The following is a 22565-nucleotide window of genomic DNA, read 5'->3' on the forward strand; positions in this document are numbered from 1 at the left end:
TGCGCACCGGCTCCGGGCCTTCAGTTGCAGCAGCCCTCGGGGGTGGCGGTTTCGGCGTCCGGCGTACAGCAGGTCGCCGGGGTGGCCAGTGCGGCGCTGTCGGTGCCGAATGTCGTCGAGTCGGCCTTCACCGTGTAGACCTCCCACGGCTCCTTGCCCGGGCCGTGCACCCACACCTTGTCCTGCACCGCGTAGCAGCACGTGGTGTCGTCCTCGGTGAGCGTCTCGAGTCCTTCGCCGGTGAGTCGCTGGGTCGCCGCGTTGACCTGGTCGGTTGACTCGACCTCGACGCCGAGGTGGTCCATCACCGTCTCCTGGCCCGGCTCGCCCTCCAGCAGCACCAGCTTCAGCGCGGGCTCCGCGATCGCGAAGTTCGCGTAGCCGGGCCGGAGCTTCGCCGGCTCCGTGCCGAACAGCTTCGAGTAGAAGTCGATCGAACCGGCCAAGTCCCCGACCCGCAGGGCCAGCTGTACCCGTGACATCGGTACCTCCTTGAATAGATATTCATCGAATCAGAGCCGGGCCTCAGATTGCCCTCTGCTTAGGAGCCTGTCAAGATAGACGCATGTCGAAACAGCTGCCGATCGCCGCGCTGGACGTCTGCTGCTCACCGCTGGCCCGTGAGCCCCTGAGCGACGATCAGGCCGTGGAGCTGGCCAAGCTGTTCAAGGCGATGGCCGACCCCGTCCGGCTGCGGCTGCTCTCGCTGATCGCCTCCCACGCCGGCGGCGAGGCGTGTGTCTGCGACCTGACCGACGCCTTCGACCTGACCGGCCCGACCATCTCCCACCACCTCAAGGTGCTGCGCGAATCCGGGCTGATCACCGGCGACCGCCGCGGCACCTGGATCTACTACCGCGTGCACCCCGAGGTGCTCGCGCGGCTGTCGGCGGTGCTCACCACCCCTGTCCCGCACGTCGAAGGGGAGAACACCCGTGACAGGCAAGCCTGAAGTCCTCTTCGTCTGCGTCCACAACGCCGGCCGCTCCCAGATGGCCGCCGCGCTGCTCGCCCACCACGCCGACGGCGCGGTCGACGTCCGCTCGGCCGGCTCGGCGCCCGCCGGCAGCATCAACCCCGCCGTCCGCGAGGCGATGGCCGAGATCGGGATCGACCTGTCCCAAGAGGTCCCGAAGAAGCTGACGACCGACGCGGTCGAAGCCGCCGACGTCGTGATCACCATGGGCTGCGGCGACGCCTGCCCGGTCTTCCCCGGCAAGCGGTACCTGGACTGGCAGCTCGAGGACCCCGCGGGCAAGAGCGTCGAGGACGTCCGGCCGATCCGCGACGAGATCGATCGCCGGGTGCGGGAACTGCTCACCGAACTCCTTGTTAGGTAGCCGCGCTTGAGCACCACGCCCGTACTGCCAGAGAGCTGTCGGACTGTGAAGTGGTTCACAGGTGGTCACAGCCGGGCGGGAGGCGGTGTCTGGTGGGCATGACGAACAAAGAGCAGACCACGGTGTTGATCACCGGAGGCAACAAGGGACTCGGTTTCGAGGCGGCCCGGCGGCTCGGGGAGCTGGGCTGGACGGTCTTCCTCGGCTCGCGGGATGAAGGCCGGGGTCAGGTGGCGGCCGACAAGCTGGCCGCCGGTGGCGCGAACGTGGTCCTCGTTCCACTGGACGTGACCTCGGAGGAGTCGGTGGCCGACGCCGTGCGGCTGGTGCGCAAGCACACCGACCGGCTGGACGTGCTGATCAACAACGCGGGTGCGCCGGGTGGGGCCGTGCACCCCGGGGAGGCCACGGCCGAGGAGATTCATTCCGTCTATGACACCAATGTGTATGGGCCGGTCCGGGTCACGCACGCGTTCCTGCCGCTGCTGCGGGCGGCGGACAACCCGCGGGTGGTGATGGTGTCCAGCGGTGTCGGTTCCTTCGCGGTCGTGACGGATCCGAATCAGACGGCCTCGAAGCTGCATGAGCTCGCCTACAGCTCGTCGAAGGCGGCGCTGAACATGATCACGGTCCGGTACGCCCAGGCGTTCCCGGACATCAAGTTCAACGCCGTCACGCCCGGCGAGGTGGCCAATCGCAAGTTCGCCGCCACGGACATGAACAACCACATGGGCCAGTTGACGGTCACCGAGGGCACCGACCCGTTCATCGAGCTGGCGACGCTCGGCGCCGACGGACCGACCGGGATCTTCATCGACCGCCTCGGCCCCGTGGCCTGGTAACCCCTCGGGGCACCCGGCGACCCTGCGGTACGAGGGTTTACGCGGCAGCACTGTCCTGTGTGGACCGCTCCGGTGGGAGCCATCCGGTCCTGCCGGGCCAGTGCTGCCCGGGTGCCTGGTGCCGGGGATTCACCCCCGATTCACGCAGTCCACCCGGGACTCGGTGCTGACGCGGCGGCCGGATAAGTGCGGGGCGCCTGCACGACGTGGGGGAGTGGCAGGTCGGTGCTCTGACGAACCTGCTGCTGCCCCACGTCCGCGGCCGGCCCGTGGACGTGGTCCACTCGCGGGGAACCTCCCGGGTTCCTGCGTGGTGGGCCGGGGCTGGAATTCAGGGGGTTCTTTCGCCTGGGTCGATGCGGCCGAGAAGGTTTTGCAGCTGCCTGCGCTGGGTGGTGGTCAGGCGTTGGACGACGTCGGTGTCCAGCCGCGGGATGTGGGCTTCGAGGCCCGCGCGCAGCAGCCGTTCGCCCTCGTCGGTCATCGCGACCTGGAAGGCGCGCCCGTCCTCGGGGTCGCGGGTGCGGGTGATCAGGCCCTTCTCCTCGAGCCGGGCGACGAGCTTGGTGGTGCCGGCTGAGGTGTAGCCCATCCGGGCGGCGACCTTGCTCGCGTGCGTGCGCGGCCCGGGGAAGCGGGCCAGGCGCAGCAGGAACTCGAACTCGGGGCCGTCCAGGCCGCTGGCCTCCCGGATGTCGGTGTGCAGCCGGGCGTTGAGGGCGCGGTGCAGGTTCACCACCCGGCCCCACAGCACCACTCCCTCGTCTTCCACCAGTGCGCGCAGTTCGTCGTCCACGATGACCACAGTAGCGCAAATCGTCCGGAAGATACCTTCCTGGTTAGCTTGATTTAGCTAACCAGGAAGGTATAGTGGCGGCGTAGCCCACCCCTGCGCAGTACTTGGAGACCGTGATGACGGACCTCACCTACACGATCATCGACGGGGATTTCCCGGCCGGATCGAAGAACAAGACCGCCACCCTCGTCACCGGTGAGACCGAAGCGCTGCTGGTGGACGCCGGGTTCACCCGCGCCGACGGGCACCGGCTGGTCGCCGCCGTGCTCGACGCCGGCCAGCAGCTGACCACCGTGGTCATCTCCCACGCCGACCCGGACTTCTACTTCGGCGCCGAAGTCATCGCCGACGCCTTCCCCGACGCGACCTTCCTGGCCACGCCCGAGGTCGCCGCGGCGATGGCGAAGAAGTACGAGGGCAAGCTCAAGGCCTGGGCCGCGCTGGGCGCGAACCTGCCCACCCGGCTGATCGAGACCGCGCCGCTGACCGGCGACCTCACGTTCGCCGGCCACACCTTCCAGCTCAAGGGCGCACCCGCCGCGCTGCCCGACCGCACCTACCTCCACCAGGCCGAGGACCGCGCGGTCCTCGGTGGGGTGCTGGTGTTCGCGGACGAGCACGTGTGGATCGCCGACACCCCGCGCGACGAACAGCTCGACGCCTGGGACGCGCTCCTGAGCGAGATGCAGGGCCTCGAGCCCACGCTCGTGGTGCCCGGCCACCGCCAGCCCTCCGCCGCCGCGGACGCGAGCGCGATCGCCTACACCCGCGAGTACATCGCCGCGTTCCGCCGCATCGTGGCCGCCGCGCCCGACGGTGCCACCGCCACCGACGAGCTGCTCAAGGCCTACCCGCAGGCGGGCATGCAGATCGCCGCGCAGCTCGGCCCGAAGGTCGTCAAGGGCGAGATGACGTGGGGCTGACCATGACCGGAACCGATTCCGCCACGAGCGGCGCACCGGCCGACGTGGTGCGCCGCCAGTACCTCGCCTCGGCCGCCGGTGATCTGGCCGCCTTGCGCGCCACCCTCGCGCCGGACGTGGAGTGGACCGAGATGGCCGGCTTCCCGCTGGCCGGCACCTACCGCACTCCCGAGGGCGTGACCGGCAACGTGATGGAGCGGCTCGGCAAGGACTGGAGCGAGTGGATCGCACACGACGACACCTACGTCGTCGATGGCGAGAACGTCGTCGTCCTGGCCCGCTACACCGCCCGCAACAACGCCACCGGCAAGGACCTCAACGCGCGTGTCGCCCACCACTTCGTCGTGCGCGGCGGCCTGATCGTGCGCTTCGAGCAGTTCGTCGACACCGCGCTGGTGCGCGACGCCATGACCCCCGGCGCCTGACCACTTACCCGAGAAAGGGATCGACAGATGTCCACAGCGGACAACAAGAAGCTCGTCATCGCGTTCTACGAGCAGGCGTTCAACGACGGCGAGCCGGAGCAGGCCGCCGCCGCGCATCTCGGCGCCACCTACACCCAGCACAACCCCGGCGCTCCCGACGGCGCCGAGGGCTTCATCGGCTACGTGCACTGGCTGCGCGGTCAGTTCCCCGAACTGCGCCTGGACATCAAACGCGCCCTCGCCGAAGACGACCTGGTCTTCACCCACAGCAACCTGCACCTCAAGCCCGGTGACCGCGGCATGGCCGTGGCCGACATCTGGCGGATCGCCGACGGCAAGATCGTCGAACACTGGGACGTCGTCCAGGAAGTCCCCGAGGAAAGCGCCAACAGCAACACGATGTTCTAGGCCCGTGATGGCCCGATTTCTCACCGAACACCGGTGTCAACCGTTCGGTTGAACCCGGATTCCACCGCCGGCCGGCCGATCTCGCCGTCCGGCCGACGCGGCGGAACGCGCGGCCGCGCCACAGTGGACCGGTCGCGCCCGCGACCTTCCCCCGTTACCCCAACCAGCAGAAGGGTTCCCCAGCGTGTCCAACTCCCTCAGCCGACGACGTGTCCTCACCGCCGGCGCCGGCGCCGCACTCGGGCTCGGTGTGCTCGCCGCCACTTCGGGTCCCGCTTCCGCCGCGGCCGCCGGGTACGCGGGCCCGGGCGAGGAGACCAAGTCTCTCGACGAGCTGTACCAGGACGCCATCGCCGAAGGCGGCAAGCTCGTCGTCTACGCCGGCGGCGACGTCTCGTCCCAGGCCGACGGCATCCGGGCCGCGTTCAAGCAACGCTTCCCGGCCATCGATTTCGTCGCCGTGGTCGACTACAGCAAGTTCCACGACGTCCGGGTCGACAATCAGCTGGCCACCGGCACGCTCGTGCCCGATGTCGTGCAGCTGCAGACCCTGCAGGACTTCGACCGCTGGAACGCCCAGGGCCACTTGCTGCGCTACAAGCCGGCCGGTTTTTCGAAGCTTCACCGTGATTTCCGGGACCCGCAGGGCGCGTGGGTCGCCGTCGCGGTGATCGGCTTCAGCTACTCCTTCAGCACCGCGGCGCTCGGCTCGGCCGGTCCGAAGACCCCGCGCGAGCTGGTCGACCCGGCCTGGGCGGGCCGGATCGCGTCCTCCTACCCCAACGACGACGACGCGGTGCTGTTCCTCTACTCCCGCTACGCGCAGGCCTACGGCTGGGACTGGGTGGCGAAGCTGGCCGCCCAGAACATGCAGTTCGCCCGCGGCACCAACTGGCCCGGCGAGGCGGTCAACAGCGGGCGGAAGCCGGTCGGTGTCGGCGGCTCGGGCTCCACGCTCTCCGGGTCGTCGACGGTGAAGTGGGTGCTGCCCGACAGCGACCCGTTCATGGCCTGGGGCCAGCGGGCCGCGATCCTGAAGCAGGCGAAGCACCCCGCCGCCGCCAAGCTGTACTTGAACTGGTCGCTGTCGCTCGAGCGGCAGCAGGCGGCGTTCAACGGCTGGTCGGTGCGCACCGACGTCACCCCGCCGGCGGGGCTGAAGCCGGTCTGGCAGTACCCGAACGCGCACGTCGCCGAGTTCCCGCGGTTCATGGCCGACCGGGCCGAAGTGGAACGCTGGCGCCAGACGTTCACGCTCTACTTCGGCGAGGTCCAGGGCGCCCCTTCGCCCGGCTGGCTCGGCCTGCACCCGGGGGCCTGAGCTTCACTCGCTCCGCACGGAGGCGGCCCTTACGATGGCGGGTGATCATCCGACCGATCACCCGCCGTGGAGGACCAGCCGTGCTCCGGATCAGTGCTCCCGCAGGCGGTGTCCGGCTCGGCACCCACCTGGTGTTCTTCGTCGTCGTCGGCGTCGCCCTCGTGCGGCTCGCGACCCTGGACAGCCCGTTGTGCGGCGAGATCGTCACGCTCAGCGGGCTGCTCGCGGTGGTCTACGCGCTGAAGCCGAGCCGGTTGGGCACCCGGTGGCGGCTGGCGTGGGCCGCGACGGTGATCGCCGTCTGGGCCTTGATCGTCGGGATCGCGTCGGAGCCGGTGACCGCCGCCTACGTCTGGTGCGCCGTTCCGCTGGCGTGTGCGTGCCTGCAGGTGCTCGACCGGCGCGCGGGCGCCGTCGCGGTGGCCGCGATCACCGTCGTGCTGGTCGGGCGGCAGGTCGCGGCCGCCGGCCCGGCCGGGCTGGAGACGGTCGTGATCCCGGTGGTGGCGGTGTGGGCCACCCTCGCCCTCTACCGCGCCCAGCAGCGGGACGCCCGCGCGCGGCAGCTCCTGGTGGACGAACTGCGGAGCACCCGCGACGTGCTGGCGGCCGAGCAGCGCCGCGCCGGGATGCTGGCGGAACGCGCGCGCATCGCGCGTGACCTGCACGATTCGCTCGCCCAGGAACTCGCCGGCAGCGTGCTGGCCTTGCAGGCGACCGAACGGAACTGGCCGGATCCCGGCACCGCACGCTCCCGGGTCCGCGAGGTCGCCGACCGGCTGCAGGACGAGCTCGCCGAAACCCGCCGGATCATCCGCGACCTCACCCCGTCCGCGCTGGAGGAGTCCGGTTTGGCCGGTGCGCTGCGCCTGCTGTGCGCTCGCGCCCAGGAGGACGGGACGGCCGCCGCCGTGCGGTTCGAGGCGGACGATTGCTCCAAAGTGGACGAACAGACCGCCGCGACGCTGTTCCGCGTGGCCCAGAGCGTGCTGGCGAACGTGCGCGAGCACGCGCGGGCGGTGCACGTGCAGGTCACCCTCCGGCGGCACGGAGAAACCGTCGCACTGCAGATCGACGACGACGGCGCCGGGTTCGACCCGGCCGCCCCGGCACCGCGGGCCGGCCGCGGTCTCGGCCTGGCCGCCGCCCGCACGCGGCTCGCGGCCCACGGCGGCACGCTGGACGTCGACAGCGCCCCCGGCCACGGCACCCGGGTGACGGCCACCGTGCTCGCGCGGGTCGCGCCGCCGGTCCCGGCCGGCGTCCGATGACGGCGCTGCGCCTGCTGATCGCCGACGACCACGCCGTCGTCCGCGCCGGGCTACGGGCCCTGCTGGAGGGCGAGGACGGCTTCGAGGTGGCCGGCGAGGCGGGCAGCGGGGAGGAGGCCGTGCGGCTTGCCGGGCAGCTGGCGCCGGACGTCGTCCTGATGGACCTGCGGTTCTCCGGGGTGCCCCACGGGATCGACGGGGTCGAGGCCGTCCGCCGGCTGGCCACCGGGGTGCCCGTGGTGATGCTGACCAGCTACGCCGGCCGCGCCGACGCCGTCCGCGCCCTCGAGGCCGGCGCCCGGGGGTACGTGCTGAAGGCGGGCCCGCCCGAGGAACTGTTCCGCGCGGTCCGCACTGCGGCCGCCGGCGGCCTCGGCCTCGCCGCGGAGGTCGTCGGCGGCCTGGTCGAGCAGGTGGTCCGCCCCGACCCCGAGCTGACCGCCCGCGAGCTCGACGTCGTCCGGCTGCTGGCAAGCGGCCACAGCAACCGGGCGATCGCCGAAGCCCTGTTCCTCAGCGAGGCAACCGTCAAGACGCACCTGGTGCGCCTCTACCGCAAGCTCGGCGCAGCCAACCGCGCGGCGGCCGTGACGGAAGCCGTCCGCCGGGGCCTGCTCGAGCTCGACTGAGCACGCGCTTGCCTCGGAAAGGGCTTCCCACAACGAAGGATGACACCGCGCCGGCTGGCCACATCCGCCCGACCGCGGAGGACGCACCCGATCCCTGGGGCGGTGGTCGAGCGGCCGCGTCGGCGACGAGGCGCCCGATGATCGGTCAGCGTGGACGATCGGGCGAGCCGGCCTCTACGGATCATCCCGGCCAGCGCGCTGCGCGAGACGTGGGCGGCGCACCCGGGTTGACCGCCTGCCGACGCGTTGGGGTCTCGTCGGCAGGCACCACCGGAGTTACTCACCGCGACAGGATCGAGGAGGTCGCCACGGCCGCAGCGGACAAGGAAGTCGTCAGAAAGGCGAAGCCGCAGGCTGACGTTGATGTGATTGCTTCGGGTGCCCCCGGTGAGATTCGAACTCACACTGGACGGGTTTTGAATCCGTTGCCTCTGCCAGTTGGGCTACGGGGGCGTGACGTCGTGACTCTACGGGATCACCGGGCCTCGTCCGCTCCCGGGGCCGGGATCGGAGTGTCATGCCCGCCACTACGTGGTGAACGCCATCTCTGCTTCTGGATCGTTCCCGGTAGGCTTCAGGTTCGCGGAACCCGCGAAACCGACTGTCCCGCCGAGTCTTCAGGAGGACCCCGGTGACCGATCAGGCTACCGAGGCCAACGGTGCCGCCACCGTGCCGCAGCGTCGGGTGCTCGTCGCGGAAGACGAGGCTCTCATCCGGCTTGATCTTGTCGAAATGCTGCGTGAAGAGGGCTATGAGGTCGTCGGGGAGGCCGGGGATGGCGAACAGGCCATCTCGCTTGCCACCGACCTCAAGCCCGATCTCGTGATCCTCGACGTCAAGATGCCCAAGCTCGACGGCATCGAAGCCGCGGCCAAGATCACCGGGGACCGGATCGCTCCCGTGGTCATCCTCACCGCCTTCAGCCAGCGAGACCTGGTCGAACGCGCGCGGGATGCCGGGACCATGGCCTACCTCGTCAAGCCGTTCGCCAAGCGGGACCTCGTGCCCGCCATCGAGCTCGCCGTCAGCCGGTTCTCCGAGCTGCAGGCCCTTGAGGCCGAGGTTGCCGGGCTCACCGACCGGCTCGAGACGCGGAAGGTCATCGACCGCGCCAAGGGCCTGCTCATGAGCCGGCAGGGGCTCACCGAGCCCGATGCCTTCCGGTGGATCCAGCGCACCGCCATGGACCGGCGGACCACCATGAAGGCCGTCGCCGAGGCCGTCGTCGAGAGCATCGGGAGCTAGCCGCAACCGACGGCCGGCAGGCAGAATCACCCAGGTGAAACTGCTGCCGGCCGTTGTCGCCCTCATGCTGCTGACCGGGTGCGAAGCGGCCCCGAGCACGCCCGCGCCGACCACCTACGAGCTGCCGCCGCGGCAGGTCCGGCCCGACGAGACCGCTCTCAAGCTGCCGCCCGCCAAGAACGGCGACACCGAATTCACCCTGATCGGCCTCGCCGCCGGGCTGCCCAGCATCACCGGGAGTCACACCGAGTTCCCCGCCAAGGGCCAGTTCGTGCGGTTGCGGCTCGTCGTCACCAACACCGGCACCTCCAGCGTCCTGTTCGACACCGGGCGGCAGCTGCTCGTCGACGACCAGGGCGCCACGCACCCGCCGGAAGAGCAGGCCATGCTGATCAAGCGCCAGCCCGGCCAGTTCGACCTCGGGCACGGCGTGCGCGTCGAGTTCGACCTCTACTGGGACATCCCCAAGGACCGCAAGCCGGTCGCGGTGAAAGCCTTCGGCGGGCCCACCATCACCGACATGAAGAACCTCACCGGCACCGACATCAAGCTATGAGAAAGGGGCCCGGCGAGAGAACGCCGGGCCCCTCCGAAACAGCACTCAGACGCCGAGGTCGCCACCGAGGTAGGCGGCCCGCACCTTCGGGTCGTTGAGCAGCTCGTGCCCCGGCGCGCTCTGCACCACGCGGCCGGTTTCGAGCACGTACGCCCGGTCCGACAGCTTCAGCGCCTGCTGGGCGTTCTGCTCCACCAGCAGCACCGTCGTCCCGCGCTTGTTGATCTCGCGGATGATGTCGAAGATCTGCGCGATCAGCATCGGCGCCAGGCCCATCGACGGCTCGTCGAGCAGCAGCACCTTCGGCTTCGTCATCAGCGCGCGGCCGATGGCGATCATCTGCTGCTCGCCGCCCGACATGGTGCCGCCGAACTGCGTCTTGCGCTCGTTCAACCGGGGGAACAGCTCGTAGACCTCGTCGAGGTCGGCCTTCAGGTCGTCCTTGCGGGTGTAGGCACCCATCAGGAGGTTCTCCTGCACCGTCATGCCGGGGAACACGCCCCGGCCTTCCGGTGACTGGCCGATCCCGAGCAGCACGCGCTTGTGCCCCGGGGTCTTCGAGATGTCCTGGCCGTTGAACAGGATCCGCCCGCTGGTCAGCGGCCGCAGCCCGGAGATCGTCTTGAGCGTCGTGGTCTTGCCGGCGCCGTTGGCCCCGATGAGGGAGACGATCTCACCCTCGCCGACCTGGATGCTCATGCCCTTGAGGGCCGCGATCTTGCCGTAGTGGACGTTGATGTCCTGGACCTCAAGAAGCATCTTCGGACACCCCCAGGTACGCCTCGATCACCTTCTGGTTGTTCTGCACCTCGTGCGGCAGCCCTTCTGCGATCTTCTGCCCGAAGTCGAGCACCGCCAGCCGGTCGCTGATGTGCATGACCAGGCCCATGTCGTGCTCGATGAGCAGCACCGTGCGGCCGTCGTCCCGGATCTTGCGGATCAGCTCCTGGAGGGAGTTTTTCTCCGCCGGGTTCATGCCCGCGGCCGGCTCGTCGAGCAGCAGCAGCTTCGGGTCGGTGGCCAGTGCCCGCGCGATCTCCAGCCGGCGCTGGTCGCCGTAGGAGAGGTTCTTCGCGACGTTGTGCTCGACCCGGCCGATGCCGACGAAGTCGAGCAGCTCCCGGGCCACCTCGCGGCCGTGCTTCTCTTCCTTGCGGTGCCACGGCAGGCCGAGGGTCGCGCCGATCGCGCCCGTCTTGTGGTGGGCGTCGACGCCCACCATGACGTTCTCCAGCGCCGTCATGTTGTGGAACAGCCGGATGTTCTGGAACGTCCGGGCGATGCCGCGCTTGGTGACGCGGAACCGCTTCATCCCGTCGATGCGGTCGCCGTCGAAGCGGACCTGGCCCTCGGTCGGCCGGTAGACGCCGGTGATCACGTTGAACACCGTGGTCTTGCCCGCGCCGTTCGGGCCGATGAGGGCGAAGATCTCGCCTTCGTTGATGCTGATGTTGACCTCGCGCAGGGCGGTCACGCCGCCGAAGCGCATGGTCACGTTGTCGAACTCGAGCAGGGTGTTCACTTGGCGACCTCCGCCGACGCTTCGGAGTCCGGTCCGGCCACCTCGGCGCCCATGGCACCCATGCCGCCGGTTCCTTCCCGTAGTTCGGCCTTGCGCTGCCGGGACGGCAGCAGACCCTCCGGCCGCAGGGCCATCATCAGCACCAGCACGAAGCCGAAGATGAGGATGCGGTACTCGGAGAGGAACCGGAACCGCTCGGGCAGCCACGCGATCACGAACGCGCCGAGGATGACACCGGGCAGGTTGCCGGAGCCACCGAGCACGACCGCGGCCAGGATGGTCGCGGACAGGATGAACGGGAAGTTGTTCGGCTCGATGAACACGGCCTTGCTGGCGTAGATCGTGCCGGCGAAACCACCGATCATCGCGCCGATCGCGAAGGCGAGCAGCTTGAACTTGAACGTCGGCACGCCCATCAGCTCGGCCGCGTCCTCGTCTTCGCGGATCGCCGCCCACGCCCGGCCGACGCGGCTCTTGTTGAGCCGCACCGAGAAGGTGACGACGAGCGCGATCGCGAACAGCATCAGGTAGTAGTACGGCGCCGGGTCGAGGAAGAACTCGACCCCGAAGATCGGCTCCGGGTGCGGCACGTTCGTGATGCCGCGGGCCCCGCCGATGGCGTCGGTGTTGTTCGCGGTGATCCGGACGATCTCCCCGAAGCCCAGCGTCACGATCGCGAGGTAGTCACCCCGTAGCCGCAGCGTCGGGGCGCCGAGGATGACACCGGAGATCGACGCCAGGAAGATGCCGAGCACCACCGTCGGCCAGTACGACCACCCGTACGACGTGCCGATGGACGCCCAGGTGTAGGCACCGATCGCGAAGAACGCGACGAACCCGAGGTCCAGCAGGCCGGCGTGGCCGACGACGATGTTGAGGCCGACGGCGAGCAGGATGTACGTGCCGACCGGGAAGATCAGCACCGTCGTCCAGTCCGAGTCCGGCGACATGAACGCCCCGATCCAGGGGGCGGGCAGGATCAGCGCGAACACGATCAGGGCGATATAGACACCGTAACGCTGCCACTGCGGGGCATCCGCCCACCAGTCCCGCATCGCGTCGACGGGGTGGAACCCGCCGCGTGCGGGCTTTCCGTTGCTGGTAGCCACTTCTTCGCCCTTCATGCGCGTGCCCGCTGCAGCGATTCACCGAGGATGCCGGTGGGCCGGAACATCAGGACCAGCACCAGGACGACGAAGGCGGTGACGTCCTTCCAGGCCGAGCCGAGGAAGATGGAGCTCCAGTTCTCGACCAGGCCGAGCACGATCCCGCCGAGCAGGGCGCCGCGCAGGTTGCCGATGCCGCCGAGCACTGCGGCGGTGAACGCCTTGATGCCGAGCAGGAAGCCGATGCGGTAGTCGGTGTTCTCGTACTCCATGACGAACAGGGCGGCCGCGACACCGGCCATGGCCCCGCCGAGCAGGAACGTGATGCGGACGATCCGGTCGATGCTGACACCCATCAGCACGGCGGCTTCGGGGTCCTGCGCCGTGGCGCGGATACCGCGGCCGATCCGGGTGCGGCTGACCAGCTGGTCCAGCACCACCATCACGATGACCGCGCCGATGATCACGAAGACGTGGTCGGTGCGCACGACGCCGTTGCCGATCCGGAACAGCTCCTCGTGCGGCACGAACCGCGGCGCGGACTGCTGGACGCGGCCCGGCTTGTCGAACAGCCAGGGGATGATCTTGAGGCCGAAGGCCTCCTGCAGGAACAGGGAGGCGCCGATCGCCGAGATCAGGGCGGCGAGCCGGGTCGCGCCCTTCTTGCGCAGCGGCCGGTAGGCGAGCTGTTCGAGCACGATCGCCGAACCGCCGGAGACCAGCGCGGAGGCGACGATCAGCAGGAGCAGGATGCCGATCATCGAGAAGATCGTGAACGGCGCCGTCGGCGCGATCGTGACGAGGATGAACAGGGACGTCATCGTCCCGATCATGAAGATTTCGGAGTGGGCGAAGTTGATCAGCCGCAGGACGCCGTAGACCATCGTGTAGCCCAGGGCGATGAGGGCGTAGATGGAGCCGGCTACCAGGCCGCCGATGGTGCTGCCCAGAAACTGGCTCTGCAGATCTTGGAACATGACGTAGTTGCCTTACCTGACGGGGCGAGGATGGTCGCCACATTGGCGGGGAGCGGGGGTGCTGTGGTCGTCCACAGCGCCCCCGCTCCCGTTAGGTGTTAACTAGCTCCGTCAGCCGTTGATCTTGGCTTCGGTCGAGGCGCCGAGGTTCTTGATGACCCCGCCGACGACCTGGTACACGTAGATCGCGTTCGTCTCCGGCTCGCCGTTCTCCTTGAACTTGACCTGCTTCGACGCGCCCTTGAAGTCTTCCGTCTTCAGGAAGTCGTTGATCTTCTCACCGGTGGTGTTGCCGGCCTTGACCGCGTTGATGATGGCGGTCGCGGCGTCGTAGCCCTCGGTGGCGTAGATCGCCGGGTCGACGTTGAACTTGGCCTTGTACTTGGTGGCGAACTCGTTGCTGGCACCGGCGTCCGGGATGTTGCACGGGCAGCCGATGACCGCGCCCTCGGCGGCCTGGGCGCCCGCGCCCGAGACCAGCTGCGGGTCGAGCGAACCGTCACCGGTGGCGAAGATGGCCTTCACGCCACCGTCGCGGAGCTGCTTGAGCAGACGGCCGCCCTGGGCGTAGTAGCCACCGAAGGTGATGACGTCCGGGTTCGCGGCCTTGACCTTCGAGACGGTCGAGGAGTAGTCCGACGCGTCCTTGGCGAACTTGTCGCGCTCGGTCGTGATGCCCTTGTCCTTGAACGTCTTCTCGAAGGCGTCCGCCAGGCCGACGCTGTACTCCTGGTCGTCCGAGATGACGTACGCGTTCTTCGGCGACTTCGCCGTGATGAGGAAGTTCGCGATGGCCGGGCCCTGGTCGTTGTCGTTCGCGACGACGCGGTGCCAGTACTTCCAGCCGTTCTTCGCCAGGCCCGGGTTGGTCGCCGACGGCGACACGCTCGGGACCTTGCCCTGCTCGAGGACGCCGCCGATGGCCTTCGACTCACCGGAGAACGCGGGGCCGATCAGGGCGGTGATCTTGTCCGTCCCGATCGCGGTCTGCACCAGCGAGGTGGCCTGCTCCGGCTTGCCCTGGCTGTCGTAGTTCTTCAGCTCGAGCTTGACCTTGGGGTTCGTGGCGTTGTACTCGTCGATGGCGAGCTTGGCGCCGTTGTTGGGCGGAATCACGATCCCGGAGTTCTCCCCGGTCAGGTCGCCCATGAACCCGATCTTCAGCGTGCTGGCGTCGCCACTGTTGCTCGACGAGCCGCCGCCACCGGCGCAGCCCGCCAGCGCGAGCGACGTCGCCGCTGCGAGGGCGAGAACCCGTCCAAAACGCACTCCTGACACCGACTACCTCCCATGACCAACCAGCCGCCGGTAGGCGTTGCCCCCGACACAGGGGCTAGGTTAGGGCAGGAAGATATCCCTCTCGCCCGTCTTGTGCACAGGCGGCCTCACTACTCTGTGTCCACATCGTGACGATCGCAACCGACACGAATTGCACGAAAAGGCGAACGACGTTTCCCTGTGACCCGCTGCTGGTCACGCAGCGATGCTAAGTATCGGCGCCCGTTATGCGAATGGGTGACAGCGATGTTTCACCGGTATGTCATCGCCCATTTCGGTGGCCGGGCGGTGACCCGTTTCCCGGTGCTCCGCTGTTCACCCTGGCGGGGGTCGGCCGGGGCGGGCACCGCCGTAGGGATGCACCTTACGTCCGGTTCGGGCGGCCGAACAGACCACCCCCCCGCTCGAGGACTGCCCGAAAGTACACCTGTCCGGCCCGGCCATCACAACCAACGGTTGTCGTGGCCGCCGGAACGGCTGTTGGACCCGCTCCCCTCCCCAGCGGTTCGCTGAAGACAGCCGAGAGAGAGGGAGACGAATGAGCGAGACGATCGAGGGCGTCGCCGCGGGAGTGCCGTTCGTGGCGGTGCCGCCGGCGGCCCCGGACGCGCCGGCGGCGCTGGTGGCGGGCTGGCACCTGATGGACGCGCCGTCGAGCGAACGCGCGATGGCGGAGGCGGTCCCGATGGCGGGCCTGCAGGCGTGGCGCGTGTACCTGGGGCTCCCGCTCTCCGGGGCACGGCTGCCCGAGGGCGGTCCCGGGGAGGTCTTCCGGCGCGCGAGCGAGGACGCCGTCCTCAACGTCTTCGAGCCGGTGACCGAGCAGGCGGCCGGGGAGTTCCCGGCCGCGCTGGCCGAGCTGCGCGACCGGCTGCCGGGCGCGACCGGGCCGCTGGGGCTGTTCGGCGGCTCGGCGGGCGCGCTCGTGGCGCTGGAGGTCCTGGCTCGCGGCGACGCCGGAATCGCGGCCGCGGCGGTGGCCAGCCCGGTCGTCCAGCTCGCGCCGATGATCTCCGCCAACGAGCGGCGCTTCGGCGTGACGTACGCGTGGACCGAGCGGTCCCGCGCGGTCGCGGCGCGCTACGACTACGTGAACCGGGCCGCCGAGCTGACCGCGCCGCTGCTGCTGGTCACCGGCACGGACGACGACGTCGCCGTGCGCGAGCCCGCGGCGGCGCTGCACGCGAAGCTGGGGGCCGAGCTGGTGACCGTCGACGGGATGGCGCACGAGTTCCCGCCCGGGACGCCGGCCGCGGCCGGCGTCGACGCCGCGTTCAGCGAGTGGTTCGCGCGGCGGTTGCGAGGCTGACGTCGCCGGGCGGCAGCCAGGCGTGCTCCGGGTCGTAGGCGCACCAGTTCTCTTCGCGGCTGGTGCGCCCCGCGACGGCCAGCAGCCGCCGCAGCGCCGGGTGCGCCTTGCCCCGCCGCCAGACCAGCGACCACGGGAACAGCGGCGACGGCTCGAACGGCAGCACCTTCAGGTTGAGGTCGGGCGCGAGCTCCATGTCGGCGCCGGCCAGGGTGACCCGCCGATTGCCGTACCGCGTCTGTTCCAAGGTGTGCCGCAGGTCGTAGCTGACGCCGGAGTCGTCGATCGGCACGGCGAACTCGTCGCACAGCTCCTCGAGGTAGGACAGCCACTCGGCCGGCCCGCCGAGCCCGGGCAGCCAGATCCCGTCGGTGCGCAGCTCGTCGAGGCGCAGCACGTCCTGCACGGCCAGCGGGTGCTCCGGCGCCAGCAGGGCGACCAGCGGCTCGAGCCGGACCGGCCGGTGCTCCAGCTCGTCCGGCAGCGGCCGCCCGCAGCCGGTGACCCGGCCGAACGCGGCGTCGAGCTCCCCGGACAGCAGCGGGTCGATCGCGTTCGCGAACCCGCGGCCGGCGACCCGGTCGATGCGCAGCCCCGGCTCGTGCGCGGCCAGCCGGCGGAGCAGGTACATCGGGGAGAGCCGGTGGTCGACCAGGTCGAGGCGCAGCGGCCGGTCTTCGGCGCCCATCGCGGCCACCGCGGCGTCGGCCACCCGCACCAGTTCGCGCGCGTGCGGGAGGAACCGCTCGCCGTCGGCGGTCAGCTCGACCGAGCGGGGCGTGCGCAGGAACAACGGTGTGCCGAGCGCGTCTTCGAGCTTCCGGATCCGCTTCGACAACGCCTGCTGGGTGAGGAACAACGACTGGGCGGCCCGCCCGAAGTGCCGCTGCTCCGCGGTCACCACGAAGGCGCGGACCTGGGCGACGTCGAGGTCCACGGGGTTCAGGCGCCCGGCGGCCGGTCCCGGACCACGCAGGTGAGCCGGGCGGTGCAGGTGCGGCGGCCCTCGTCGTCGGTCAGCACGATCTCCGCGGTGATCGTGCCGCGGCCGACGTGCAGCGGCGTCGCCACGCCGGTGACCGTGCCCGAGCGGACGGCCCGGTGGTGCGTGCAGGACAGCTCCAGCCCCATCGCCGCGCGGTCCGGGCCCGCGTTCAGCGCGGCGACCGTCGAGCCCAGCGCTTCGGCGAGCACGGCGTTGGCGCCGCCGTGCAGCAGGCCGTACGGCTGGAGGTTGCCCTCGACCGGGATCGTGCCGACCACCCGCTCGGCCGTCGCCTCCAGCAGTTTCATCCCGACCTTGTCGTTCAGCTGCTGGTCCGCCGCCGCCGGGTCGATGCCCGACAGCCGCTCCACGTCGATGGGGGCGGCACTGTCCGTCACGCAAAGCTCCTGTTCCTATGCGACACGTAAGAGTGTCGGACCCTCAGCCTAGACTCGGGCCCGTGAGCCCGAGTGAGAAGACGACCGTTGCCAACGCCACAGGAAACACCACTGTCGCCGAGCGGCCGAAGCTGCTGCTGATCGACGGCCATTCGATGGCCTACCGCGCGTTCTTCGCCCTGCCCGCGGAGAACTTCAGGACGAAGACCGGCCAGGTCACGAACGCGGTCTTCGGCTTCACCTCGATGCTCATCAACCTCCTGCGCGACGAAGCGCCGACCCACCTCGCGGTGGCGTTCGACCTCTCGCGCAAGACGTTCCGCTCGGAGACGTACGCCGACTACAAGGCGAACCGCAGCACGACGCCGGACGAGTTCCGCGGCCAGGTGGACCTGGTCAAGGACGTTCTCCAGGTGCTCGGCATCCCGTCGCTGGTGAAGGAGAACTTCGAGGCCGACGACATCATCGCCACGCTCACGACGCAGGCGACGGCCGACGGCTTCGACGTTCTCATCTGTACCGGCGACCGCGACGCGCTGCAGCTGGTCACCGAGCACGTCACCGTGCTGTACCCGAAGCGCGGCGTCTCGGAGATGACCCGGTTCACCCCGGACGCCGTCGAGGAGAAGTACGGGCTCACCCCGCAGCAGTACCCGGACTTCGCCGCGCTGCGCGGAGACCCGTCGGACAACCTGCCGAGCATCCCGGGCGTCGGCGAGAAGACCGCGGCCAAGTGGATCAAGCAGTTCGGCTCGCTCGGCGACCTGATCGACCGCGTGGACGAGGTCAAGGGCAAGGTCGGCGAGGCACTGCGGGCGCACCTGTCCTCGGTCCAGCTGAACCGCCAGCTCACCGAGCTGATCCGCGACGTCGAGCTCGAGATCGCGCCGTCCGGGCTGGAGCTGCGCCCGTGGGACCGCGAGGCCGTGCACGCGCTGTTCGACGAGCTCGAGTTCCGCGTGTTGCGCGACAGGCTGTTCGCGACGCTGCAGAGCGCCGAGCCGGAGGCCGACGAAGGCTTCGAGGTCTCGGGGGCCGCGCTGGCGCCCGGCGCGCTGGGCGCGTGGCTGACCGCGCACACCGGCGCGGGGGAGCCGGTGGCCCTGTCCTTCCGCGCGGTGGGCACGTCGGTCCGGGCCGACCTGCGCGCGATCGCCTTCGCCACGGCCGACGGCGAAGGCGCGTACGTCGACGTCACGGCCATGGACCAGGCCGACGACGCGGCGCTGGCCGCGTGGCTCGCCGACCCGGCGATCCGCAAGACCGGCCACGACCTCAAGGTCCCGCTGCACGCGATCCGCGCCCGCGGCTGGGCGCTCGCCGGGCTCGCCATGGACACCGCGCTCGCCGCGTACCTCGTGCGGCCCGGCCAGCGCACGTTCGAGCTGGACGACCTCGCCCTGCGCTACCTGCACCGCGAGCTGCGCTCGGAGACCGACGGCGGCGACGGCCAGCTCTCCCTGCTCGACGGCGGCGCGGAAGGCCTGGAACAGAAGGAGATCCAGGACGAGCTGGTGAAGGCCCGCGCGATCTTCGAGCTGGCCGGCGCGCTCGAGAAGGAACTGGAGCAGATCGGCGGCGCGAAGCTGCTCGCCGAGCTGGAGCTGCCGCTGCTGGAAGTCATCACCGAGCTGGAGATCGCCGGCGTCGCCGTCGACCTCGAGCAGCTGACTTCGCTGGAGGCGCACTACCTTTCGCGCGTCACGCAGGCCGCCGAAGAGGCGTACGCGGTGATCGGCAAGCAGATCAACCTCGGCTCGCCGAAGCAGCTGCAGGTCGTCCTCTTCGACGAGCTCGGCATGCCGAAGACCAAGCGCACCAAGACCGGCTACACCACCGACGCCGAGGCGCTGCAGGGCCTGTTCGAGAAGACCGAGCACCCGTTCCTGCAGCACATGCTGGAGCACCGGGACGCGACCAAGCTGCGCACCACCGTCGAGGGCCTGATCAAGTCCGTCGCCGACGACGGCCGCATCCACACCACGCTGCTGCAGACCATCGCGGCCACCGGGCGGCTGTCCTCGACCGAGCCGAACCTGCAGAACATCCCGGTCCGCACCGAAGAGGGCCGCCGCATCCGCGACGCCTTCGTCGTCGGCGAGGGCTACACCGAGCTGATGACCGCGGACTACAGCCAGATCGAAATGCGGATCATGGCCCACCTGTCGAAGGACGAGGGCCTGATCGAGGCGTTCAACTCCGGCGAAGACCTGCACACGTTCGTCGCGTCGCGGGCGTTCTCGATGCCGCCGGAGGAGATCACGCCGGAGCTGCGCTACCGGGTCAAGGCGATGTCGTACGGCCTCGCGTACGGGCTGTCGGCGTACGGGCTTTCGCAGCAGCTGCGGATTTCCACCGAGGAAGCCAAGGAGCAGATGGAGGCGTACTTCGCCCGCTTCGGCGGCATCAGCGACTACCTCCACTCGGTGGTCGGCGAAGCGGCCAAGTGCGGGTACACGGAGACGATCTTCGGCCGCCGCCGCTACCTGCCGGACCTCAACAGCGACAACCGCCAGCGCCGCGAGATGGCCGAGCGGATGGCGCTGAACGCCCCGATCCAGGGCAGCGCGGCGGACATCATCAAGGTCGCGATGCTCAACGTCCACCGCTCGCTGGTCGAGGCGAAGCTGAAGAGCCGGATCCTGCTGCAGGTCCACGACGAACTGGTGCTCGAGGTCGCCGAAGGGGAGAAGGAGCAGCTGGAGCGGCTGGTGCGCGAAGGCATGGGCTCGGCGTACGCCCTGGCGGTGCCGCTCGAGGTCTCGGTCGGCTACGGCCGGTCCTGGAACGAAGCCGCGCATTAGGAGTTGTTCGCTCTGCGTCACGGCCCGGATCACCGGGTCGTGGCGCGGAAGTACTCGGGCGGACGTCGTCGCGTGTCCCGCGCCGCGGCGATGCTGGGCGCCATGGCCAGTGACTTCCAGCGGCGCAAGATCTCCGGCGTCTTCGGCGCCATGGACGCCGACGGCGACGGATTCCTGACGGAGGCGGACTTCCGCGCGCTCACCGCGCGGTGGCTCGACGTCCGCGGCACCGACGCGAGCACGCCGGACGGGCAGAAGCTCGCCGCCGTCATGATGGGCTGGTGGGGCACCCTCGACACCGCCGCGGGCGGCGGCGGAAAGGTCAGCCTCGACCAGGTCCTCCAGGTCGTCGACGAGCTGCCGGCGATGCCGGGTGCGGTCACCGGCACGGCCGAGGCGATGTTCGAGGCCGTCGACGAAAACGGCGACGGCGTCATCTCCGCCGCCGAGTACGACCGCCTCATCGCGGCGTGGAACGGCGTCGGCACGCCGTCCGGTGATGTCTTCGCCCTCCTCGACTCCGACGGCGACGGCCGCCTGTCCCGCGAGGAGTTCTCCCGGCACTGGTTCGAGTTCTGGGCCGGCGACGACCCGGCCGCGCCCGGCAGTCGCGTGTTCGGCCGCTTCTGAACGCGCGTTGTGCCGAACGGATGACTCCGTTCGGGTGAGCCATTACCCCTGGGTAGGGAGGTCGGCGGCGGCGCGCGGCGATCACGGCGTAGGGTCCGCCGAATGGGGTTCGAGCGTGAGCGACGACGCTGGCGGGTCCGGTTGCACGACGAACTCGGCCGGGTGTGCGGAGCGGGCACGGTACTGGACGAGTACCACGTGCTCACGAGCGCGCACGTCGTCGAGTCCGCCGGTGGGCCGCGATCCGCGTTGAGCGTCGACTTCGTCGGCCTGGCCGAAGCCATGCCCGGCGCCGCGAGCGTCGTCGAAGGCTGCTGGGTGCCCTCCGACGGCGGCGGCCACGGCGATCTCGCGCTGCTGCGCCTGGAACGTCCCGAATCCCGCGTGTTCCGCGCCCCGCTGCACCGCATGCCCCTCGGCGAGCACCAGCTGGTCCGCGCGTTCGGCTTCCCGCCGGGCTCGGTCGGCCGCTGGACGCACGCCCGGCTCGGCGGCCCGGAGCAGACCGGCGGCGAGTGGGTCCGCCTCTTCCGCACGGCCGAGGCCGAACCGCTCGGCCCCGGCTTCGGCGGCACGGCGGTGATCGACGAGGCGACCGGCCACGTGGTCGGCATGGTCGTCGGCAAGGACACCGGCACCTGGATGGTGCCGGTCGAGACCATGCTCGGGCACCTGCCGCAGCTGAGCCTCTGGGCGTCCGGCAGCCCGGCGGTCGACGCGAGCTTCTCGCGCCCGGTCGGCGAGGCCGTCGACGTGTCGTTCGTGCAGCGCGTCGCCGACTGGTTCGCCAAGGCCGAGCCGGGGACGGTCTGGGTCGTCGACACCGGCGAGGCCGGCTCGCCCGTCGCCGCGGCGTTGCGGTTCGGGATCGTGCTCGCCGACCGGGAACGTTCCCTCGGCGTGCCCGGCCTGCCGCCGGCGCTCGGCGAGGTGCCGCCGCCGGGCAGCGTGGACCTGGCGGTCGACGCGACGGGCCGCACGGCCGACGCGGTCCGCCACCGCATCGCGGACCGGCTCACCACCGGCGTCGCGGGCCGCACGCTGGTCGTCGACGGGATCGACGACTCGGCGGAGCCAGACCGGCTCGTCGGCGAGGTGCTGGCCCCGCTGGCCGGCCGCGCGGCCGAGCTGGGCCTCCGCCTGCTGCTGGGGTTCCGCGAGCAGTCGTCGCCGGGGGTGGCGGCGGTCCGGGCGAGCACGGGCCAGGCCCGCCCGGCCCCGGACGACCTCGCCGGCCGCCTGGAGGTGCTCACCCAGGCGGTGGCGGAGCTGGCGGAGATCGAGGCGTACCAGTTGCGCGTGGCAACGCGCTTCACGGGCGTCGCGATGCTGCCGGCTCGGGCCCAGCGGCTGAAGGGCGCGCTGAAGCAGCTCCGGTCGGCGGAGGTGGACGGCGACGCGGAGTGGGTGGAGCGCCACATCGACAGCCACGAGCACGCGGTGGCCCCGGCGGTGGAGGACGGCCGCCGCCAGCGCGCGGTGCTCGACGGCCTGGTCGCCCGCCGCGAGGAACTGCGCGCCCGGCTGGCGGGAGACGTCGAGCTGGCCCGCGAGCAAGGACTGGTGGGCGACCCGGAGATCGAGCAGGCGTACATCCCGGCGAAGAGGCTGCTGATCGACGGCCCCTGCGAGCTGACGGCAGCGGCAACGGCGGTCGACACCTACGCGGCGGCGGTCCGGGCGAGGATCGAGGACCGCGGCTGACCCGGGGTGTGGAGAAACCGCGGCTGACCCGGGTGTGGGACGACCGCGGCTGATCCGGGTTGTGGAGAACCGCGGCCGATCCGGGCGTGGGACGA

Annotated in this window: 24 protein-coding genes and 1 tRNA gene; 15 read left to right on the forward strand and 10 right to left on the reverse strand. The window is 70.3% G+C overall.

Annotated elements, in window-relative coordinates; genetic code table 11:
• Window positions 1–20: 20 nt before the first annotated feature.
• Entirely contained in the window at window positions 21–482 is a 462-nt protein-coding gene (locus tag ACWED2_RS17385; RefSeq protein ID WP_449691492.1) for an ArsI/CadI family heavy metal resistance metalloenzyme, read from the reverse strand.
• 83 nt (window positions 483–565) lie between these two features.
• On the opposite strand from ACWED2_RS17385, the gene ACWED2_RS17390 reads away from it, so the two are divergent.
• The 3 genes from ACWED2_RS17390 to ACWED2_RS17400 all read left to right on the forward strand — a co-directional run bounded on the left by ACWED2_RS17390 (window position 566) and on the right by ACWED2_RS17400 (window position 2182).
• Window positions 566–952, forward strand: a complete 387-nt coding sequence (locus ACWED2_RS17390; protein ID WP_449691493.1) for a metalloregulator ArsR/SmtB family transcription factor — start codon at window positions 566–568, stop codon at window positions 950–952.
• Complete coding sequence (locus tag ACWED2_RS17395) at window positions 936–1340, forward strand: arsenate reductase ArsC (protein ID WP_449691494.1); 405 nt, start codon at window positions 936–938, stop codon at window positions 1338–1340. Before ACWED2_RS17390 ends, ACWED2_RS17395 begins: the two co-directional genes overlap by 17 nt.
• 98 nt (window positions 1341–1438) lie before the next feature.
• Entirely contained in the window at window positions 1439–2182 is a 744-nt protein-coding gene (locus tag ACWED2_RS17400; RefSeq protein WP_449691495.1) for an SDR family NAD(P)-dependent oxidoreductase, read from the forward strand.
• Window positions 2183–2513: 331 nt separating this feature from the next.
• Here ACWED2_RS17400 and ACWED2_RS17405 read toward each other — a convergent pair whose 3' ends face one another.
• Window positions 2514–2978 carry a MarR family winged helix-turn-helix transcriptional regulator gene (locus tag ACWED2_RS17405; protein ID WP_449691496.1) on the reverse strand — a complete coding sequence of 155 codons (465 nt, stop codon included), beginning with the start codon at window positions 2976–2978 and terminating at the stop codon, window positions 2514–2516.
• Window positions 2979–3094: 116 nt separating this feature from the next.
• Here ACWED2_RS17405 and ACWED2_RS17410 point away from each other — a divergent pair, with 116 nt between their 5' ends.
• From ACWED2_RS17410 to ACWED2_RS17435, 6 genes are all read left to right on the forward strand, one after another.
• Entirely contained in the window at window positions 3095–3901 is an 807-nt protein-coding gene (locus tag ACWED2_RS17410; protein ID WP_449691497.1) for an MBL fold metallo-hydrolase, read from the forward strand.
• Between the two features lie 2 nt (window positions 3902–3903).
• Window positions 3904–4326 (forward strand): nuclear transport factor 2 family protein, encoded by a 423-nt coding sequence (locus tag ACWED2_RS17415; RefSeq protein ID WP_449691498.1) that lies wholly within the window; start codon window positions 3904–3906, stop codon window positions 4324–4326.
• 27 nt (window positions 4327–4353) lie between these two features.
• Window positions 4354–4734 (forward strand): nuclear transport factor 2 family protein, encoded by a 381-nt coding sequence (locus tag ACWED2_RS17420; protein WP_449691499.1) that lies wholly within the window; start codon window positions 4354–4356, stop codon window positions 4732–4734.
• 184 nt (window positions 4735–4918) lie between these two features.
• Entirely contained in the window at window positions 4919–6055 is a 1137-nt protein-coding gene (locus ACWED2_RS17425) for an ABC transporter substrate-binding protein (protein WP_449691500.1), read from the forward strand.
• Between the two features lie 80 nt (window positions 6056–6135).
• Window positions 6136–7326, forward strand: coding sequence for a sensor histidine kinase (locus ACWED2_RS17430; protein ID WP_449691501.1), 1191 nt, complete (start codon window positions 6136–6138; stop codon window positions 7324–7326).
• The gene (locus ACWED2_RS17435) at window positions 7323–7955 is read left to right on the forward strand and encodes a response regulator transcription factor (RefSeq protein ID WP_449691502.1); all 633 of its coding nucleotides are present in this window, start codon (window positions 7323–7325) and stop codon (window positions 7953–7955) included. The genes ACWED2_RS17430 and ACWED2_RS17435 overlap by 4 nt, the downstream gene beginning before the upstream one ends.
• Window positions 7956–8334: 379 nt before the next feature.
• Here ACWED2_RS17435 and ACWED2_RS17440 read toward each other — a convergent pair.
• Window positions 8335–8408: transfer RNA gene (locus ACWED2_RS17440), tRNA-Leu, on the reverse strand.
• A 178-nt stretch (window positions 8409–8586) separates the two neighbouring features.
• On the opposite strand from ACWED2_RS17440, the gene ACWED2_RS17445 reads away from it, so the two are divergent.
• Entirely contained in the window at window positions 8587–9201 is a 615-nt protein-coding gene (locus ACWED2_RS17445; RefSeq protein WP_013227937.1) for an ANTAR domain-containing response regulator, read from the forward strand.
• Window positions 9202–9235: 34 nt separating this feature from the next.
• The gene (locus ACWED2_RS17450) at window positions 9236–9757 is read left to right on the forward strand and encodes a hypothetical protein (protein ID WP_449691503.1); all 522 of its coding nucleotides are present in this window, start codon (window positions 9236–9238) and stop codon (window positions 9755–9757) included.
• Window positions 9758–9802: 45 nt separating this feature from the next.
• Here ACWED2_RS17450 and ACWED2_RS17455 read toward each other — a convergent pair whose 3' ends face one another.
• From ACWED2_RS17455 to ACWED2_RS17475, 5 genes are all read right to left on the reverse strand, one after another.
• Window positions 9803–10516 (reverse strand): ABC transporter ATP-binding protein, encoded by a 714-nt coding sequence (locus ACWED2_RS17455; RefSeq protein WP_449691504.1) that lies wholly within the window; start codon window positions 10514–10516, stop codon window positions 9803–9805.
• Window positions 10506–11279, reverse strand: a complete 774-nt coding sequence (locus tag ACWED2_RS17460; protein WP_449691505.1) for an ABC transporter ATP-binding protein — start codon at window positions 11277–11279, stop codon at window positions 10506–10508. The genes ACWED2_RS17455 and ACWED2_RS17460 overlap by 11 nt, the downstream gene beginning before the upstream one ends.
• A complete protein-coding gene (locus ACWED2_RS17465; RefSeq protein ID WP_449691506.1) occupies window positions 11276–12403 on the reverse strand; it encodes a branched-chain amino acid ABC transporter permease in 1128 nt (375 codons plus the stop codon). The genes ACWED2_RS17460 and ACWED2_RS17465 overlap by 4 nt, the downstream gene beginning before the upstream one ends.
• A complete protein-coding gene (locus ACWED2_RS17470) occupies window positions 12400–13362 on the reverse strand; it encodes a branched-chain amino acid ABC transporter permease (RefSeq protein ID WP_176171421.1) in 963 nt (320 codons plus the stop codon). Before ACWED2_RS17470 ends, ACWED2_RS17465 begins: the two co-directional genes overlap by 4 nt.
• Before the next feature lie 111 nt (window positions 13363–13473).
• Complete coding sequence (locus tag ACWED2_RS17475) at window positions 13474–14631, reverse strand: branched-chain amino acid ABC transporter substrate-binding protein (RefSeq protein ID WP_449691507.1); 1158 nt, start codon at window positions 14629–14631, stop codon at window positions 13474–13476.
• Between the two features lie 547 nt (window positions 14632–15178).
• Between ACWED2_RS17475 and ACWED2_RS17480 the strand changes: the two genes are divergently transcribed.
• Complete coding sequence (locus ACWED2_RS17480) at window positions 15179–15949, forward strand: alpha/beta hydrolase family protein (protein ID WP_449691508.1); 771 nt, start codon at window positions 15179–15181, stop codon at window positions 15947–15949.
• Here ACWED2_RS17480 and ACWED2_RS17485 read toward each other — a convergent pair.
• Together ACWED2_RS17485 and ACWED2_RS17490 are read right to left on the reverse strand one after the other, a co-directional pair.
• Window positions 15915–16886, reverse strand: a complete 972-nt coding sequence (locus ACWED2_RS17485) for a LysR family transcriptional regulator (RefSeq protein WP_449691509.1) — start codon at window positions 16884–16886, stop codon at window positions 15915–15917. The genes ACWED2_RS17480 and ACWED2_RS17485 overlap by 35 nt on opposite strands.
• Before the next feature lie 5 nt (window positions 16887–16891).
• The gene (locus tag ACWED2_RS17490; RefSeq protein ID WP_072480163.1) at window positions 16892–17332 is read right to left on the reverse strand and encodes a PaaI family thioesterase; all 441 of its coding nucleotides are present in this window, start codon (window positions 17330–17332) and stop codon (window positions 16892–16894) included.
• Window positions 17333–17394: 62 nt separating this feature from the next.
• On the opposite strand from ACWED2_RS17490, the gene polA reads away from it, so the two are divergent.
• The 3 genes from polA (at window position 17395) to ACWED2_RS17505 (ending at window position 22470) form a co-directional block, all read left to right on the forward strand.
• Window positions 17395–20136, forward strand: a complete 2742-nt coding sequence (polA, locus tag ACWED2_RS17495; RefSeq protein WP_449691510.1) for a DNA polymerase I — start codon at window positions 17395–17397, stop codon at window positions 20134–20136.
• A gap of 90 nt (window positions 20137–20226) precedes the next feature.
• Complete coding sequence (locus ACWED2_RS17500) at window positions 20227–20766, forward strand: EF-hand domain-containing protein (RefSeq protein WP_449691603.1); 540 nt, start codon at window positions 20227–20229, stop codon at window positions 20764–20766.
• Window positions 20767–20868: 102 nt separating this feature from the next.
• Window positions 20869–22470: a trypsin-like peptidase domain-containing protein gene (locus ACWED2_RS17505; protein ID WP_449691511.1), complete on the forward strand. Its 1602-nt coding sequence runs from the start codon at window positions 20869–20871 to the stop codon at window positions 22468–22470.
• Window positions 22471–22565: the final 95 nt, after the last annotated feature.

Source organism: Amycolatopsis sp. NPDC005003, assembly GCF_053600695.1.

Bases quoted from the DNA above. Each gene is read 5' to 3' on its own strand.
- ACWED2_RS17385 (WP_449691492.1), bottom strand. From the start codon at position 482: ATGTCACGGGTACAGCTGGCCCTGCGGGTCGGGGACTTGGCCGGTTCG.
- ACWED2_RS17390 (WP_449691493.1), top strand. From the start codon at position 566: ATGTCGAAACAGCTGCCGATCGCCGCGCTGGACGTCTGCTGCTCACCG.
- ACWED2_RS17400 (WP_449691495.1), top strand. From the start codon at position 1,439: ATGACGAACAAAGAGCAGACCACGGTGTTGATCACCGGAGGCAACAAG.
- ACWED2_RS17410 (WP_449691497.1), top strand. From the start codon at position 3,095: ATGACGGACCTCACCTACACGATCATCGACGGGGATTTCCCGGCCGGA.
- ACWED2_RS17415 (WP_449691498.1), top strand. From the start codon at position 3,904: ATGACCGGAACCGATTCCGCCACGAGCGGCGCACCGGCCGACGTGGTG.
- ACWED2_RS17420 (WP_449691499.1), top strand. From the start codon at position 4,354: ATGTCCACAGCGGACAACAAGAAGCTCGTCATCGCGTTCTACGAGCAG.
- ACWED2_RS17435 (WP_449691502.1), top strand. From the start codon at position 7,323: ATGACGGCGCTGCGCCTGCTGATCGCCGACGACCACGCCGTCGTCCGC.
- ACWED2_RS17455 (WP_449691504.1), bottom strand. From the start codon at position 10,516: ATGCTTCTTGAGGTCCAGGACATCAACGTCCACTACGGCAAGATCGCG.
- ACWED2_RS17465 (WP_449691506.1), bottom strand. From the start codon at position 12,403: ATGAAGGGCGAAGAAGTGGCTACCAGCAACGGAAAGCCCGCACGCGGC.
- ACWED2_RS17470 (WP_176171421.1), bottom strand. From the start codon at position 13,362: ATGTTCCAAGATCTGCAGAGCCAGTTTCTGGGCAGCACCATCGGCGGC.
- ACWED2_RS17480 (WP_449691508.1), top strand. From the start codon at position 15,179: ATGAGCGAGACGATCGAGGGCGTCGCCGCGGGAGTGCCGTTCGTGGCG.
- ACWED2_RS17500 (WP_449691603.1), top strand. From the start codon at position 20,227: ATGCTGGGCGCCATGGCCAGTGACTTCCAGCGGCGCAAGATCTCCGGC.
- ACWED2_RS17505 (WP_449691511.1), top strand. From the start codon at position 20,869: ATGGGGTTCGAGCGTGAGCGACGACGCTGGCGGGTCCGGTTGCACGAC.